General features: G+C 45.5%; 9 protein-coding genes. 2 read left to right on the forward strand and 7 right to left on the reverse strand.

The window, feature by feature from the left end; translation table 11 throughout:
• Positions 1–496 precede the first annotated feature (496 nt).
• Positions 497–721, forward strand: a complete 225-nt coding sequence (locus ACTWJ7_RS34295) for a hypothetical protein (RefSeq protein WP_443146462.1) — start codon at positions 497–499, stop codon at positions 719–721.
• A 288-nt stretch (positions 722–1,009) separates the two neighbouring features.
• On the opposite strand, the gene ACTWJ7_RS34300 is transcribed toward ACTWJ7_RS34295, so the two are convergent.
• The gene (locus ACTWJ7_RS34300) at positions 1,010–2,659 is read right to left on the reverse strand and encodes a hypothetical protein (protein ID WP_443146463.1); all 1,650 of its coding nucleotides are present in this window, start codon (positions 2,657–2,659) and stop codon (positions 1,010–1,012) included.
• 887 nt (positions 2,660–3,546) lie between these two features.
• On the opposite strand from ACTWJ7_RS34300, the gene ACTWJ7_RS34305 reads away from it, so the two are divergent.
• A complete protein-coding gene (locus ACTWJ7_RS34305) occupies positions 3,547–3,771 on the forward strand; it encodes a helix-turn-helix domain-containing protein (RefSeq protein WP_443146464.1) in 225 nt (74 codons plus the stop codon).
• 101 nt (positions 3,772–3,872) lie between these two features.
• On the opposite strand, the gene ACTWJ7_RS34310 is transcribed toward ACTWJ7_RS34305, so the two are convergent.
• From ACTWJ7_RS34310 to ACTWJ7_RS34335, 6 genes are all read right to left on the reverse strand, one after another.
• Entirely contained in the window at positions 3,873–4,004 is a 132-nt protein-coding gene (locus ACTWJ7_RS34310; RefSeq protein ID WP_443146465.1) for a hypothetical protein, read from the reverse strand.
• Between the two features lie 528 nt (positions 4,005–4,532).
• A complete protein-coding gene (locus ACTWJ7_RS34315; protein WP_443146466.1) occupies positions 4,533–5,072 on the reverse strand; it encodes an S-layer homology domain-containing protein in 540 nt (179 codons plus the stop codon).
• A 68-nt stretch (positions 5,073–5,140) separates the two neighbouring features.
• Positions 5,141–6,958 (reverse strand): fibronectin type III domain-containing protein, encoded by a 1,818-nt coding sequence (locus tag ACTWJ7_RS34320; protein ID WP_443146467.1) that lies wholly within the window; start codon positions 6,956–6,958, stop codon positions 5,141–5,143.
• 281 nt (positions 6,959–7,239) lie between these two features.
• The gene (locus ACTWJ7_RS34325; protein WP_443146468.1) at positions 7,240–10,191 is read right to left on the reverse strand and encodes an OmpL47-type beta-barrel domain-containing protein; all 2,952 of its coding nucleotides are present in this window, start codon (positions 10,189–10,191) and stop codon (positions 7,240–7,242) included.
• Between the two features lie 450 nt (positions 10,192–10,641).
• Entirely contained in the window at positions 10,642–15,261 is a 4,620-nt protein-coding gene (locus ACTWJ7_RS34330) for a fibronectin type III domain-containing protein (RefSeq protein ID WP_443146469.1), read from the reverse strand.
• Positions 15,249–16,070, reverse strand: a complete 822-nt coding sequence (locus ACTWJ7_RS34335; protein WP_443146470.1) for a hypothetical protein — start codon at positions 16,068–16,070, stop codon at positions 15,249–15,251. The genes ACTWJ7_RS34330 and ACTWJ7_RS34335 overlap by 13 nt, the downstream gene beginning before the upstream one ends.
• Positions 16,071–16,314 lie beyond the last annotated feature (244 nt).

The raw sequence follows: 16,314 nt of genomic DNA on the forward strand, positions 1-16,314 counted from the left end.
CAGGAGCAGCTGCAGGAATCCGGAAGAACGAAGGCAGTCGTTTGACCAGGCTGAAGCGATCGGCGCGCCGGCGACGCCCAGGAGCGTCCGCTGGAGTCCAGGAGCAGCTGCAGAGTGATCCAACAGGACGACGGTAGCCGGTTGACCAGGCTGAAGTGTTCGACGCGCTGGAGCGTCCACCGGAGTCCAGGAGCAGCTGCAGGAGTCCGGAAGAACGAAGGCAGCCGGTTGGCCAGGCTGAAGCGATCGGCGCGCCGGTGACGCCAGGAGCGTCCGCTGGAGTCCAGGAGCAGCTGCAGGAATCCGGAAGAACGAAGGCAGTCGTTTGACCAGGCTGAAGCGATCGGCGCGCCGGCGACGCCCAGGAGCGTCCGCTGGAGTCCAGGAGCAGCTGCAGGAATCCGGAAGAACGAAGGCAGTCGTTTGACCAGGCTGAAGCGATCGGCGCGCCGGCGACGCCCAGGAGCGTCCGCTGGAGTCCAGGAGCAGCTGCAGAGTGATCCAACAGGACGACGGTAGCCGGTTGACCAGGCTGAAGTGTTCGACGCGCTGGAGCGTCCACCGGAGTCCAGGAGCAGCTGCAGGAATCCGGAAGAACGAAGGCAGTCGTTTGACCAGGCTGAAGCGATCGGCGCGCCGGCGACGCCCAGGAGCGTCCGCTGGAGTCCAGGAGCAGCTGCAGGAATCCGGAAGAACGAAGGCAGCCGGTTGGCCAGGCTGAAGCGATCGGCGCGCCGATGAGGCCCTGGAGCGTTCGCTGGAGTTCCAGAAGCAGCTGCAGAGCGATCGAGAAGGACGACGGTAACCAGTTGGCCAGGCTGAAAGCGATCAGCTCGCGGTTGGCAAAAATCGAAGCAGTCCGCGCAGAAATACATCAATTGAGAAGTTAAATTTCCTTCTAGGTTCGCTGTAAATGCAACTTAGTGTGAACAAAAAAACCTGATATAGTTCGACTTGTGGATTCAAATTAACAAAAAATAAAGTATCCACAAACGATTGCTCGTATATGTCAGGCTAGTGGATAAAGTTTCGGCCTACCAGGGGGAGCTCCCCAACCAAAACATCTTCGCCACCAATCATAGGATTGGAAATAGAATTCTCTCTCGAAAATCGAAAACCCGGTTGACCAATAGCTAAAAAATAAGTAAGACGGATCTGCGTTGTGACAACTATGACCGTGTGCCAGAATACTTTCTGAGGCTCCAGGTCCATCTGTAACGCCGTTTTGAGAACTTTGACCATCAGGACTACGCTCAAAGAATTCCTCTGTTACAGAGGTACTAATACCTTCAGTTAGATTCTCTCCATCTGTTTGCTTCAATAGTTCACTATCCAAAAAATAAATCGAAACATTACTGCGACCAACTCTCTTTGTCTCTATGCAAATAACATCTCTGGACTTCATAGATTTCAGTACATACTGCAATGATCGTAAATTGACCCTCAATTCCTCGGCTAATTTAGCTTGAGACAACATTAAATCTTTCTCGAACTCTTGGTAATATCGCCGCAGGTAAGAAACGATCTTCTCCTCAATGGATTTGTATGTCATTTTCTTTCTATCTTGTTCGCTTACTCGCTCTGTTAATGGGCGAAATTTTAATCCAGTCAGTGCTTCAACGTATACGGGTGACGGTCCTTTATAGTCCTTACAGTAAGCATGTTCTATTGCTCTGCCTACTTCAGCCCAAGTAAACCCGCTTTTATTGTTAAGCCTTTTATGAAACCAATCTTTTAAACCCATAACTGCCTCTTCTTTATTCCATCCATCTGCTTTCATTGCTAGGGCTAGCGTAAAAGCTGCATTGTTTCTCCCGACTTTTTTTCTACCAGCTTTTCCGTCGGTATATGCTTTCTCTATGAAGTTACCTGAATACAACTTTACAATAGCTGGTTGCTTCATGATCTTTCCAAAGTTGGGTTGCGAATCTACCACTTCTACAATACTTTTAGTTTCTTTTTTAATACTCTCAATAAAAAGCTGCTCATAGAACGAAAAGTCTGGTTTAGGTACAGGCTTGAAGTAGACTACATTGTATTGTTGTGGTGTACGAAAATAATGCTCTGCAGAAGCAGCATTCATGTCAGCTCCGAGCATACGAGTAATATATTTCAACGTTTGGTCATATCTTATTATTGTCCGGTTACCATTGTACTGCCCTCTTAATGGCTGCATTGGTAAATAAACATGGTAGCCTGAAGTTGTTTTGATTACTCCAAAAACTTCAAATCCATGGTCTTCTACGTGGCGAATAAGTTGTTCGTGATCTTCAATTCCGAGGTCTTTTAAATGCTCCGCATCAAAATCCATAATAATTGAAACAAGCCACCGAAGTTTTCGTTTGGCATGAGACTGAGATGTGTAAGAGAGATTAGGACGGTAATATTGATATCCTTCTTTTTCAATTTTGTTGAACAGACTTGGAAAGGATCTTGCTGTTTTCGGTTTCAAACTCATTCCAGCAACATCAAACGCAAGAGCAGTCCAGCCATAATTATTCTGATTACTAAAAACACGATTGATATTCGGTTGAGTTCTCTCAGTAAGGTGAGACTCATATTGATACTTCAAAAGTTCTCTATGTACGTAACGCGCTTGATCGAGCCAGGATGTGTTTACACACCAATCCTGAAGTTCTTCTGCAACAATAGTGCTCAAGGTCTATACCTCCCTATTTTTGTTTGTTTTTTAGGGAAATGGTATCTTGAATCCTACATTTGGGCACTGTATAATAGAGCAACAAATTAGCAGCATTTAAGCTGCCTTAGTTGCTCAACTGCGGCCAAGCAGTAGACTCTAAGACAAACGCGCCTGCCAGCGCATTGTCATACCATTTTTTTAGAAAATGGGCGCACTTAAATAGCCTTTTAATCTCTCATTTTAAAAAAATTTGAGAAAAAGGGTTGCGCCGGGCCTAATCAAACATCTGCCAATGTTGATAGGTCAAAATTGAATTGTTAGTCCATTTGCAGTCTGCCAACTGCTGAAACTTGTGTGCCCCTATTAAATGGGGCTATTTCCCTTTTGAATGCAAAAAAGGCAGCCAGATTGGATTGTTAATCCACTTGGCCACCTCAAATACCGATGTTTGGAAGAAAAGGCTCTCCCACGACTGTGTAATTAGATTGTGAAGAACACAAATAAATTCATAATTACACAGCCGATTATACTTGAATCTAAACTTTGATTCAGGTATACTTATAACAAACGATATTTAAAGGTGGAACCCATTTTCCTATGAGTTGGTCGCTCTGGTGAGGAAAATGGGTTTCTGTTTTATTGGTTACTATCCATTATAATAGTGATAGTGAGCTAATCGCAACCACTTTTTTCATACTATTATCCAATTCGACCAATTTCGACAACTTTCGACACTATATACGAACGATTTTTTAACGATTTTTTATTAAATTTCCTTTTATTAATAGTTTTGAACGATAATTTTAAGCCTAAATACACTGTTTTTACGAATTATTGTTCATCTTAACTTTTTCTCCATTTTTCTTTATTGTAAGAATCGGAAAGAAAAACTGGAGGAAAAATAGATGAACTTAAAAACTGCTAGAAATCGAAGAAGAAAGAAACAAACTGAAGTTGCTGAGTATGCTGGTATAACTCTACGATCTTATCAATTCTATGAGTCAGGAGAACAAATACCAGCAGTTGATGTTGCTTTAAAGATATGTAGATTTTTAACTGTAAGTCCTTTTTATATTGATGAGTGGCAAGATCCGCTTCCGAAAGAGGAAAGAATAAAAAAAGAAGATTAGGCCTGGAATTTTAGTAATTGTATATAGCCTCCAGGTACATAACTTTATGGACTGATACACAAGTGTATCAGTCTATTTTCGTTAATACTCATTTTTCCGGATTATTTGGCCATTATCGAACGACAATCCCCGGACGTCATCACCAGATCGCCATCAAATCGATCTATTAGCCAACGGTCTGCAGTTGCTACCAGGACGTCGCCGGCACGCCGTTCGCATCGATCTCTGGCCAACCGGCTGCTTCTCTCCTTCCGGATCCACCTGCAGCTCTTCCGAATCTCTCTGCAGTTGCTACCAGGACGTCGCCGGCACGCCGTTCGCATCGATCTCTGGCCAACCGGCCGCTTCTCTCCTTCAGGATCCACCTGCAGTTCTTACAGATCTTCTTCAGCTGCTACCAGGATGTCACCGGCACGCTGTTCGCATCGATCTCTGGCCAACCGGCTGCTTCTCTCCTTCCGGATCCACCTGCAGCTCTTCCGAATCTCTCTGCAGTTGCTACCAGGACGTCGCCGGCACGCCGTTCGCATCGATCTCTGGCCAACCGGCTGCTTCTCTCCTTCCGGATCCACCTGCAGTTCTTACAGATCTTCTTCAGCTGCTACCAGGATGTCACCGGCACGCCGTTCGCATCGATCTCTGGCCAACCGGCTGCTTCTCTCCTTCCGGATCCACCTGCAGCTCTTCCGGATCTCTCTGCAGCTGACGCCCTAACTTCACAAAAAAGAGGAAATGCCATGAGTAGCATTTCCTCTTTTATCTTACTCGTTTTGCAATAAATACTCTCTGAGACGATAAATGAGTGTCGCGGCCTCCGCACGCGTCAGCCCATTTTTAGGCCTAAACGTGTTATCTGGATATCCTTTTACTAATTGCTGCTCCGTAGCCATCTTAACATCTTCGGCAGCCCAAGCTGCAATATCCGATTCATCAGAAAATTGCTGTGCTGTTACTCCAGGTGCTACACCTTCACCCAATAGCACATTGATTAGCATTTTGGATGCTTGCTCACGATTTATAAGTGCTTCTGGCCGGAATTCTGACGTACTAAACCCTTTTGCAATCCCATTTACGATGGCAGCGTTTAATTCATCCTTGTACCATGCTGTCGTATTAATATCTTTAAAAGACAGCCTCAAAGTTTCATCAGGCTTCGCTGATAGAGTACGCACTAGTAAAGCAGCAAACTCAACACGACTAATTTGCTTGTCTGGTAGATACATATCAAAAGTCACGCCTTTTATAATGCCATCCTTTGCTAAGGCTTCAATCGCCGTTTTGGCGAAGGATTTTGGAGACACATCGCGGAATACTCCGGAATCAGACTGATTAGAGTTAATTTCTTCATTCTCTTCAGTCTCATTATTTACTACTGGTTCGGTCTCCTTTTTTCATCCTCCGTCTCTTCAGTTTTTGATGGTGGATTTGGGTCACTAATAATCTGTTCAGATTTTGTAATCGCCAACACGATTGTGTCTTTCTGACTCATCCCTCCTGGATTCAGGGCCTTAATTTGGTACTCATACGAGGTTGCTGGATCTAAACCGGTTTCTATAAATTGGGTTTGTCCCGCTTTTACTCGGCCAATTTCTTTGCCGTTACGATAGATAACCAGGTACGTAATGCCTTTCGTGTCTACCTGTTTAAAATCTAGCGTCACGGTCTGTGTTGTGCTTGTCGCCGTGATGTTACTTGGAGCCAGTGGCAACGTCCACAGTTCTACAGGCACGTTCTCCGATGGAATACCTTCGCTATTCTCCACGACGATATGCACTGGGTAAGACGTTCCTGGTTCCAAACCATCGATTCGGATCGGCAGCGTATCTCCACGCCACAACTCCGTTCCTTCCTCATCGATCACTACATATTCGTTAGCGTGGTCGACTTCCGGGAATCGGATTTCTGCCCAGTCGTTCCCGGTCTCTACTTCCAAGTCCTCTACCGAAACTGGATCCGTGGCCGTTGTTGTGGCCAATTTGATTCCTTGGCCTTCACCGCCCTGGTTTAACGGCTTGATTTCGTATTCATATGCCGTTCCTGGTTGCAGACCCGTATCTTTGTAGATTACTTCCCCGCTACCTGCGTCCACCTTAGCGATTTCCTGTCCATCACGTAAGATCACGTATTCCTGGATGGCTTGTCCAACGGTCTTCAGCTCAATCGTAACGGATCCGGACTTTACATCGGTGATTCTCGCATTAGCTTCACTCAACTCTGCTTTGGTAACGAGCTGTACCTGAACTCCTTCAGATGCATCACCCGTCTTATTGATGGCGTACAACGTTAAATCATACGCATGGCCAACTTGCAGCTGAGTTAATTGTGCAGCTGCCTGCGGTCCGTTGTAGTACACATACCCATTAGCCTCATCTTTCAGCAAGTACCGAATGGATCCCTGTGGCTCTGTCCATGCCAGAGCAGCCTCAGTGTAATCTGCATCCACCTGTAGCAATTCCGGTGCCTCCGTTTTTGTGCTCCACACGATCTCAGATGCTTTACCCATGCCAGTTCCGTTTTCCGCCGCGACGGTAAAACGATACTCGGTACCTGGCTGTAAATCGGATATCCGGATGGACGGTTCTAGTACTTCTACGCGATTTCCTTGCTCATCCGTCACCCAATACCGTTCAGCCGTTGTATCTGCAGTCCAGCTCAGTACCAGCTCCTTTTCGCCTACCTTCTGAACCTGCAGCATCGATGGCCGTGCTGGTTTGGTCATAAATTCAAAGGTAAGTGGTGCTCCCAAGCCCGAACTGTTTCCTCCTTGCACGGTACCTGTATACACCGTGCTGCCCTTCAGCTGCTGCATCACGTAATGTAAGTCAGAGGTGATAAACTGAGTACCATCATGCAATTCAATCTTGTAGAAGGTCGCTCCTGTGACTGCGCTTAATTGTACTTCAGCTTGAAGTTCTTCAATGCCACTCACTTGAATTGATCCAACTTGCTCTGGTAACGTTACTGTTCGAATCACTTGGGCCTTGCCTTGACCGGTGTCATTAATCGCCACCAGTGATACGGTATACTCCGTGCCCGCTGTCAGGCCAGTAACGGTATACTGCAGATTCGGGCCCTGGTAATGTGCTACAGACAATCCGTTAAGATCAAATACCTGCAGTTCGTACGTATGTGCACTCTGCACACCATCCCATTGGGCTGTAAATCCTGTAATGCTATAGCTACTCAAGCTTAAGGATTTATCTTGTTGCGGTAGCGTCAGTACGTTCAAAGGGTCTGATACATCTCCCTCGCCCGTCTCATTGCCAGCAGCAATTGTATATGCATACGCTGTACCTGATTCAAGTCCAGCATCCTCATAGCTGAGATCTTGATCTCTGCCGTTAAATACCAGAGCATCGTCTCGATATAAATCATAGTATGTGGCTGTGGTTACGCTTTGCCACTCAGTTGTAATGCTATCCTCCTTAATTTCTACTGCTGTAAATCCTGTTGGAGTAGCCGGCAGGGTTAAAAGCCGGTGCTCGTCGCTACACTTGCACCACTACTATTCAGTGCTGATATCTGTACGGTGTACAGACTACCAGGAGCTAAACCAGTTAACATATGCTGTGTCTCGGATATAGTAATATCTTGATGGGTTTGTCCCAGATTATCAGTCAGTACCAATCTGTATTCCGTCGCACTTGGGACTGGATCAATCGTCACATTCATCTCACCCGGTGTCCGGAAGACAGGTTTAATACTTACTGATGGGCTGTCCGGATATGTCAGCACTTCCGTGCGAGCTTCTGCTGATCCCACATGATTGTTTACTGTCAACTGGTAAGCATAATTTTCGCCGCCTGCCAGGTTTTGATCTACATATTCATTTGCCGGATACTCCAGTGTTGTTTCCTTACCTGTGTTCATGTTTCTGACTGTATATGTGTACCCGTCCGTATACCGATTGCTTGGTAGGCTCCATTGCAGCCTTACTTCGGACGCACTCAGCGCAGTCGCATCCAATGTAGGAGCATTTGGTACTTCCTGCAGCTGATATGGATTTGATGTATGTGTTCCCACATTACCTGCATGGTCAGTAACTTGAGTATGAACATACCAAGTCCCTTCTCCATCATTCAAGGTCACTTGGCCATTGCTAGGCAGTGTCTGCCATGAACCGCTTGGTGTGGCGTCCTGACTCACCTCATAGTAGATTGGATCCACCACTCCAGATAAACGATCACTAGCCGTAATTTGGACATTCGCTCCTTGTTTAGACCAAGTTTGGCCATTAGGTGCCAGTACCACTTCCGGCTGTTCTTTGTCTATCCGGATGGTAAATTCGATTTCCGGACTCGTAAGTCCAACGGCATCCACCGCTCGAGCAGTGATTATATATTCACCTGAGTCCGTCAGTGTTCCACGATCGCCGGTAATGTACGATCCATTATCGATCTTATATTCATACGTCACGTCGGTTGCATCCTGGCTGCCACCCAACTCGAAAGATACGTCTTGATTGGACCAGGATGTATCTGTGACAGTGTGAATGGGTGCTGTTGGTGCTGTTCGGTCAATAAATACCTGTGCATGCGCTTCTACGCTAACATTGCCAGCAATATCGATTGTCCGGCCCCACACATCAGTAATGCCCTCAACATCGACTTCTACAGGACCTGTATAAGTCGTCCAGTTCCCTGTTCCCACTTTAATTTGGCTATTGGCCACACCGCTCAAATCATCTTGCCCATCGATTAACGAAACCGTTACTGGATCCTGAGTGTACGTTTCATTCGAAAGGTGCAGCGCCGGTGTTGTTGGAGCCTCTTTATCAATTCTGACAATGACCTGGCTCGCTTCACCTTTGTTTCCCGCTTTGTCTACGGTGTACGCCTGGTAAGTCCATTCTCCGGATTCCTTAACTACTACAGGAGCCGTATATTTCGTCCAATTAACTCCATCATGAGAGTATTCACTGTAATCCGCACCGCTGACAGCGTCAGATCCATGGGTAATATTGATTGTTACGTCCTGTTTAGTCCATACATCGCTAGACAGGAATACATCTGGACGACCAGGAACAGTTTTATCGATCCGAATCGTTTGCTGCAGCTCTGTTCCAACGTTCCCCAGCTTATCGATCGATACGGCTTTCAACTCATATGAACCTTCTTCTGAAAGTACGATCGGACCCATATAGTCCTCCCAAGCTCCGCCGTTTAACTTATACTGGGTTTTGTCTGTTCCTACGCCGTCATCTAGCCCAGGTGTAAGGATCGCAGTAACCGTTTCGTTTGACCATTCTCCGCTTGGAGTGATAGTGACTGCCGGTTTGTCTGGACCGGTCATATCGACTGTAATAATTCCGCTATACGTTATCGTGTCGATTCCTTCTTTTCCGTCATTTCCCTTGATAGATATTACTGTGTAAAACCCTTCAGGCACTTCAGAGACCGGCCATTCAAGCTTCCAAGCGCCTGAACCGGTAACGCTTGTTGATTTAGCGACTCCTGCCAGTGTCGCAGTGATGGTAATTTTGTCACCGTCACTGTCAGATGCTGTTCCGCTCAACGTAATTTTGCTTGTAGGTTGACTGACCGTAATGTCAGAGTTATCTACGCTAAGTACTGGGAACATGTTGGTTGTGGACTTTTTAATGTACCAGTATCCATTAAGTACTCCGTTGTCTGGATATGTTCCATCTAAATCCAACAGATTAGATTGCAGCAATTGATCTTTTACCATTTCCGATCCTGATACAGTAGTATACGAACTATACTGCCAATACTTGGTTCCGGTACTACCGCTTGATGCTTTCGTGTACCGAAACACTCCATCTGAACCATAACTTTTGTATACTTCTTGTATAAATTGCGATTTAGCGGCAAAACCAGAGATCGCGCTATCACTATTTACGTACGCCCGTCCAGTGTTTTTATCGAATGTGTACTCCGTATAATATGTTGCGTAGTCTTCCAGACTTACAGTACTTGTTCCTCCGTTATACGCACTCCATGCTAAATTATAGACAGGATTTTGCTTTAGACTATACTTATCCCAGTAAAATAATTGTGTCTTGTTAACTTTTAAAGTACCAGTATACGTTGCTGTTGAAACTCCGTTATTACCATCATCCGCCTTGATCGTAATACCTGTGTACGTACCTGAAGAATTAAACTCGGACGTCCGCCAAGTTAACGTCCAACTCCTTGCTGTTGACCCTGCATTGGAAACTATAACTTGTTTTGTTAGACCACCAATAGAAGCTGATACAGTTAACGCTTCGTTATATGTGTCCATTACCGTGCCTGATATCGTGAATGTATCTTGACCTTGTTTAAGATTGATATCCTTGTCACCACTCGACGTTATGGAAAGCACCGGCGTGTTCGGCACCATGCTGGTTTTTACGTACCAATAACCATCGGTATGTATGCCATCGTTTGGATAAGTTCCGTCCGGAGCCGTGGTAGACATAATAAAGGCTCCTTTAATCTTGTTATACACAACGGATCTTAAGTATTCATCTACATAACCACCAGTTTTTACGAAGACTTTCATACTATCCGTATCTAATCCCCTGTTATACCCTGTGCCATATAGATCGTATATTTCGCCTACCATTTGAAAACTACAACCCGAGAATTTGTATTGCCCAAAAACAGTTGTGGTAGTCGCTGCCTCATACTTTCTTACAAATTTATCTGTTCCTTCAGAGCAGACAGTGCCATTCTTTGTGCCGTAAATATCGTAATTATATTGGCGTACAGCTGCTCCTTCAGCATTAGGTATCAATAAGTTTGAAGCGACTAGAATGAAGCAAAGTAAAGCCAAAACTATTTTACGCGTATATTCGTGAATCATTTCCTGCAACTCCTTTAATTTTTCTTAAAAAAGGGACAGTTACATAGATAACTGTCCCTTTTGTTACTCTGAGATTGAATTCAAATAATCACGTAAACGATAAATTAATGCCGCTGCTTCTGCTCGAGTAAGTCCGTTTTTGGGCCTAAACGTGTTATCTGGATATCCTTTTACCAATTGCTGCTCCGTAGCCATCTTTACATCTTCGGCAGCCCATACTGCAATATCTGATTCATCAGAAAATTGCTGTGCTGTTACTCCAGGTGCTACCCCTTCATTTAATAGCACATTGATTAACATTTTTGCTGCTTGCTCCCGGTTTACAAGAGCCTCCGGCCGAAACTCAACTGCGCTAAAACCTCTTGCTATTCCATTTACGATAGCTGCATTGAGTTCTCTAGCGTACCATGCGGAATCCTTTACATCCTGGAAGGTTAATGTTATTGACTCATCGGGATCAGCAGCCATAGTGCGTACAATCAATGCTGCAAATTCCATTCGTGTAATTTGCTTATCTGGAGCAAACATCTCAAATGTAATGCCTTTGATAATACCTTCTTTTGCCAAGCTCTCAATTTCATTTTTAGCAAAATTGGTTGAGATATCTTTGAAGACGTCTTTACTTGAATTTGTGTTATCTGAACTTACATTTTCTTCTGGTATAACTTCATTTTCCTCATCCTTCGTCACTTCAGTTTTAGAAGGAGGATTTGGGTTTGTAATTGTCAGAATAGCCTGTGTCCAGGCAAGCACCGTTGTTTCTTCTAGGCTTAAACCTCCTGGATTCAGGGCCTTAATTTGGTACTCATACGAGGTTGCTGGATCCAAACCAGTTTCTATAAATCGGGTTTGTCCGGCTTTTACTCGGCCAATTTCTTTGCCGTTACGATAGATAACCAGGTACGTAATGCCTTTCGTGTCTACCTGTTTAAAATCTAGTGTCACGGTCTGTGTTGTGCTTGTCGCCGTGATGTTACTTGGAGCTAGTGGCAACGTCCACAGCTCTACAGGCACGCTCTCCGATGGAATACCTTCGCTATTCTCCACGACGATATGCACTGGATAAGACGTTCCTGGTTCCAAACCATCGATTCGGATCGGCAGCGTATCTCCACGCCACAACTCCGTTCCTTCCTCATCGATCACTACATATTCGTTAGCGTGGTCGACTTCCGGGAATCGGATTTCTGCCCAGTCGTTCCCGGTCTCTACTTCCAAATCCTCTACCGAAACTGGATCCGTGGCCGTTGTTGTGGTCAATTTGATTCCTTGGCCTTCGCCGCCCTGGTTTATTGGCTTAATTTCGTATTCATATGCCGTTCCTGGTTGCAGATCCGTATCCTTGTAGATTACTTCCCCGCTACCTGCGTCCACCTTAGCGATTTCCTGTCCATCACGTAAGATCACGTATTCCTGGATAGCTTGTCCAACGGTCTTCAGCTCAATCGTAACGGATCCGGACTTTACATCGGTGATTCTCGCATTAGCTTCACTCAACTCTGCTTTGGTAACGAGCTGTACCTGAACTCCTTCAGATGCATCACCCGTCTTATTGATGGCGTACAACGTTAAATCATACGCATGGCCAACTTGCAGCTGAGTTAATTGTGCAGCTGCCTGCGGTCCGTTGTAGTACACATACCCATTAGCCTCATCTTTCAGCAAGTACCGAATGGATCCCTGTGGCTCTGTCCATGTCAGGGCAGCCTCAGTGTAATCTGCATCGACCTGCAGCAATTCCGGTGCCTCCGTTTTTGTGCTCCACACGATCTCAGATGCTTTACCCATGCCAGTCGCGTTTTCGGCCGCAACGGTAAAACGATACTCGGTACCTGGCTGTAGATCGGATATCCGGATGGACGGTTCTAGTACTTCTAAGCGGTTTCCTTGCTCATCTCTCACCCAGTACCGCTCAGCCGTTGTATCTGCAGCCCAGCTCAGTACCAGCTCCTTTTCACCTACCGTCTGAACCTGCAGCATTGATGGTCGTGCTGGTTTGGTCATAAACTCAAAGGAAAGTGGTGCTCCGAAGCCCGAGCTGTTTCCCGCTTGTACAGTACCTGTATACACGGTGCTGCCCTTCAGCTGCCGCATCACGTAATGTAAGTCAGAAGTGATAAACTGAGTACCATCATGCAATTCAATCTTGTAGAAGGTCGCTCCTGTGACTGCGCTCAATTGTACCTCTGCTTGTATTTCTTCAATACCACTCACCTGAATTGATCCAACTTGGTCTGGTAACGTTACTGTTCGAATCACTTGGGCCTTACCTTGACCGGTGTTATTAATTGCTACAAGTGATATGGTGTACTCTGTGCCAGATGTTAGCCCGGTAACGGTGTACTGCAAATCTGCACCTTCGTGATCTACCACAGGTATTCCATTCTGATCCATCACTTCTAAATGGTACGTATGAGCACTCTGTACACCATCCCACTGCACTGTAAATCCAGTTGTAGTGTAGCTGTGTACGTGCAAGGATTTGTCCTGCGCTGGCAACGTCATTATGTTCAACGGGTCCGATACATCTCCCTCACCCGTCTCATTTCCGGCAGCAATTGTATATGCATACGCTGTACCCGATTCAAGTCCAGCATCCTCATAACTGAGGTCCTGGTCTCCTCCGTTAAACACCAGAGCATCATCCCGGTATAAATCATAGTATGTGGCTGTAGTTACGCTTTGCCATTCGGTTGTAACGCTGTCCTCCTTAATCTCCACTGATGTGAAACCCATTGGAGTGGCAGGTAGGGTCAAAAAGCCGGTGCTCGTAGCTACGCTTGCCCCTGTTGCGTTCATTGCCCAAACTTGGAGCGTATACAAACTACCTGGATCCAAGCCAGTTACAGTGTGTTGTGTGCCAGATATTACTCCGTCTTGTCGAGTCTGTCCCTGATTATCAGTCAGTACTAATCTGTATTCCGTCGCACTTGGGACTGGATCAATCGTCACATTCATCTCACCCGGTGTCCGGAAGACAGGTTTAATACTTACTGATGGGCTGTCCGGATATGTCAGCACTTCCGTGCGAGCTTCTGCTGATCCCACATGATTGTTTACTGTCAACTGGTAAGCATAATTTTCGCCGCCTGCCAGGTTTTGATCTACATATTCATTTGTCGGATACTCCAGTGTTGTTTCCTTACCTGTGTTCATGTTTCTGACCGTATATGTGTACCCGTCCGTATACCGATTGCTTGGTAGGCTCCATTGCAGCCTTACTTCGGACGCGCTCAGCGCAGTCGCATCCAACGTAGGAGCATCTGGTACTTCCTGCAGCTGATATGGATTTGATGTATGTGTTCCCACATTACCTGCATGGTCAGTAACTTGAGTATGAACATACCAAGTCCCTTCTCCATCATTCACGGTCACTTGGCCATTGCTAGGCAGTGTCTGCCATGAACCGCTTGGTGTGGCGTCCTGACTCACCTCATAGTAGATTGGATCCACCACTCCAGATAAACGATCGCTAGCCGTAATCTGGACATCTGTGCCCTGTGTAGACCAGTTCAGGCCATTAGGTCCAAACACTACTTCTGGCAGTTCTTTGTCTATCCGGATGGTAAATTCGATTTCCGGACTCGTAAGTCCAACGGCATCCACCGCCCGAGCTGTGATTATATACTCACCTGAGTCTGTCAGTGTTCCACGATCGCCGGTAATGTACGATCCATTATCGATCTTATATTCATACGTCACGTCGGTTGCATCCTGGCTGCCACCCAACTCGAAAGATACGTCTTGATTGGACCAGGATGTATCTGTGACAGTGTGAATGGGTGCTGTTGGTGCTGTTCGGTCAATAAATACCTGTGCATGCGCTTCTACGCTAACATTGCCAGCAATATCGATTGTCCGGCCCCACACATCAGTAATGCCCTCGACATCCACTTCCACAGGGCCTGTATATGTTGTCCAGTTCCCTGTTCCCACTTTAATTTGGCTATTGGCCACACCGCTCAGATCATCCTGTCCATCGATCAGTGTGATAGTAACTGGATCTTGGGTAGGTTTATCCGAACTTAAATTCAATTCTGGTGTTTCTGGTGATACCTTATCAACTTTAGCAATCACTTGAGTTGATTCTCCAATGTTGCCCGCTTTATCTATTGTGCGAACCTGATATGTCCATTCTCCAGAATCCTGAACGATTACAGGTGCTGTATATTTCGTCCATGTCTGTCCGTCTCTTGTAAATTCGGTGTAATCTGGACCGCTATCAGCATCCGTTCCATGCGATGCAAACAGTGTTACATCTGAATTTGACCATGAATCTTCAGACAGGTACACATCCGGACGACCAGGCAATGTCTTATCAATTTTTATGGTCTGATGTAATTCTGTACCTACGTTTCCGAGTTTATCGATCGACACAGCTGTTAACTCATGGACACCTTCATCTTGTAAAACAATGGTTCCCTTATAATCCTCCCAGGAGCCATTATTTAACTTATACTGTGTTTTTTCTGTCCCTACACCGGCATCAATACCAGGTGTTAGAACAATTGATACGGTTTCCTTCGACCAGTCCCCACTAGGTGTTACAGTGACTCCAGGTTTACCTGGTCCAGTTCGATCTATCTTGACGACAACCGAAGCCGTGGCACCTGTGTTGTTCGCATTATCTGTTGTTGCAGTCTCAATCGTCGTTTCGCCTTCTTGATCTATTAAGAGCGGCAAACCACTGTATTCTTTCCAACTACCCAGCTTCCATTGTTAATTCGATATTCTGTACCCTTAACTCCGCTTCCACCGGCTTTGTCAGTTCCCGGCGTGATCGTGACAGTTACAGGCGCTTTAGTCCAGGTTGTGCTGGACAAACTTACACTAGGAATCGTTGGTGCTGTCTTATCGATCAAAATTTGGCCCGTGTAATTAGCCGTTGAAACTCCACCACTAGGATCAGTAGCTTTTACTGCAATGTTTGTATATGCTCCTTCAGCTAGTTGAGTCCCACTCCATGTTAACGTCCATGGCTTAGCGCTAACTGTACCCGTAACAGTAACATTTTTTTCCACTCCATTTATTGTCGCGGAAACAACAACGTTATCATTATCCGGATCAGAAACAGTCCCTGTAATACTCACATTACCTGCACTGCCTACTTGGTTCGTCTGAGTAATCTGAATCACCGGGTTACTATTTAGAATTCCGTAATAAACATACCTCGTACTACCAGAGTATCCATTGTCGGGATACGCATTCCTACTTTGTGCAGTGACTCTCCCATCATAGACTTCTCTTGATGAATACGTTGGGCTTACCCATTGTTGTCCAGTTGCGTATGCTGTACATGTTGCTGTACCTCCACCAGGCGGCTGAGTGTACTGGGTGCAATATTGATAGGACTGATAATATCCACCGCCGGTTTGGTAACTTTCAGTATGGTATGTGTCCCACGCGTATGTAGCTGCAGAAGCTGATGGAGGAGGAAAATAACTGAATATCATGGCAGCTATTACAAACAGAATCAATGATTTTTTCTTCATGTCTTTTCCTTTCTATTCAATTCTCAAAGATCTTTTTGATGTCAAAACGCTGAACTAGCTATCTCCTTTCCGATGAAATTTTCATAAAAGCACTTCATTACGCTTTATTAATCGCATATAAGTGCGATTATAGGTGCATTTTCCATATATGCACCCCAAATAGACTACTATACATGCAATATAGTATCATTTATTATGAAAACAAGCTATATTTAGACGAATTATTATTCATATTTGTTGCAAA

The organism is Paenibacillus sp. 1A_MP2 (assembly GCF_052244825.1).
GTDB lineage: Bacteria > Bacillota > Bacilli > Paenibacillales > Paenibacillaceae > Paenibacillus > Paenibacillus vandeheii.

Excerpts from the sequence above, each read along its gene's own strand:
- ACTWJ7_RS34305 (WP_443146464.1), top strand. The coding sequence starts at position 3,547 with ATGAACTTAAAAACTGCTAGAAATCGAAGAAGAAAGAAACAAACTGAA.
- ACTWJ7_RS34325 (WP_443146468.1), bottom strand. The coding sequence starts at position 10,191 with ATGTCTACCACGGCTCCGGACGGAACTTATCCAAACGATGGCATACAT.
- ACTWJ7_RS34335 (WP_443146470.1), bottom strand. The coding sequence starts at position 16,070 with ATGAAGAAAAAATCATTGATTCTGTTTGTAATAGCTGCCATGATATTC.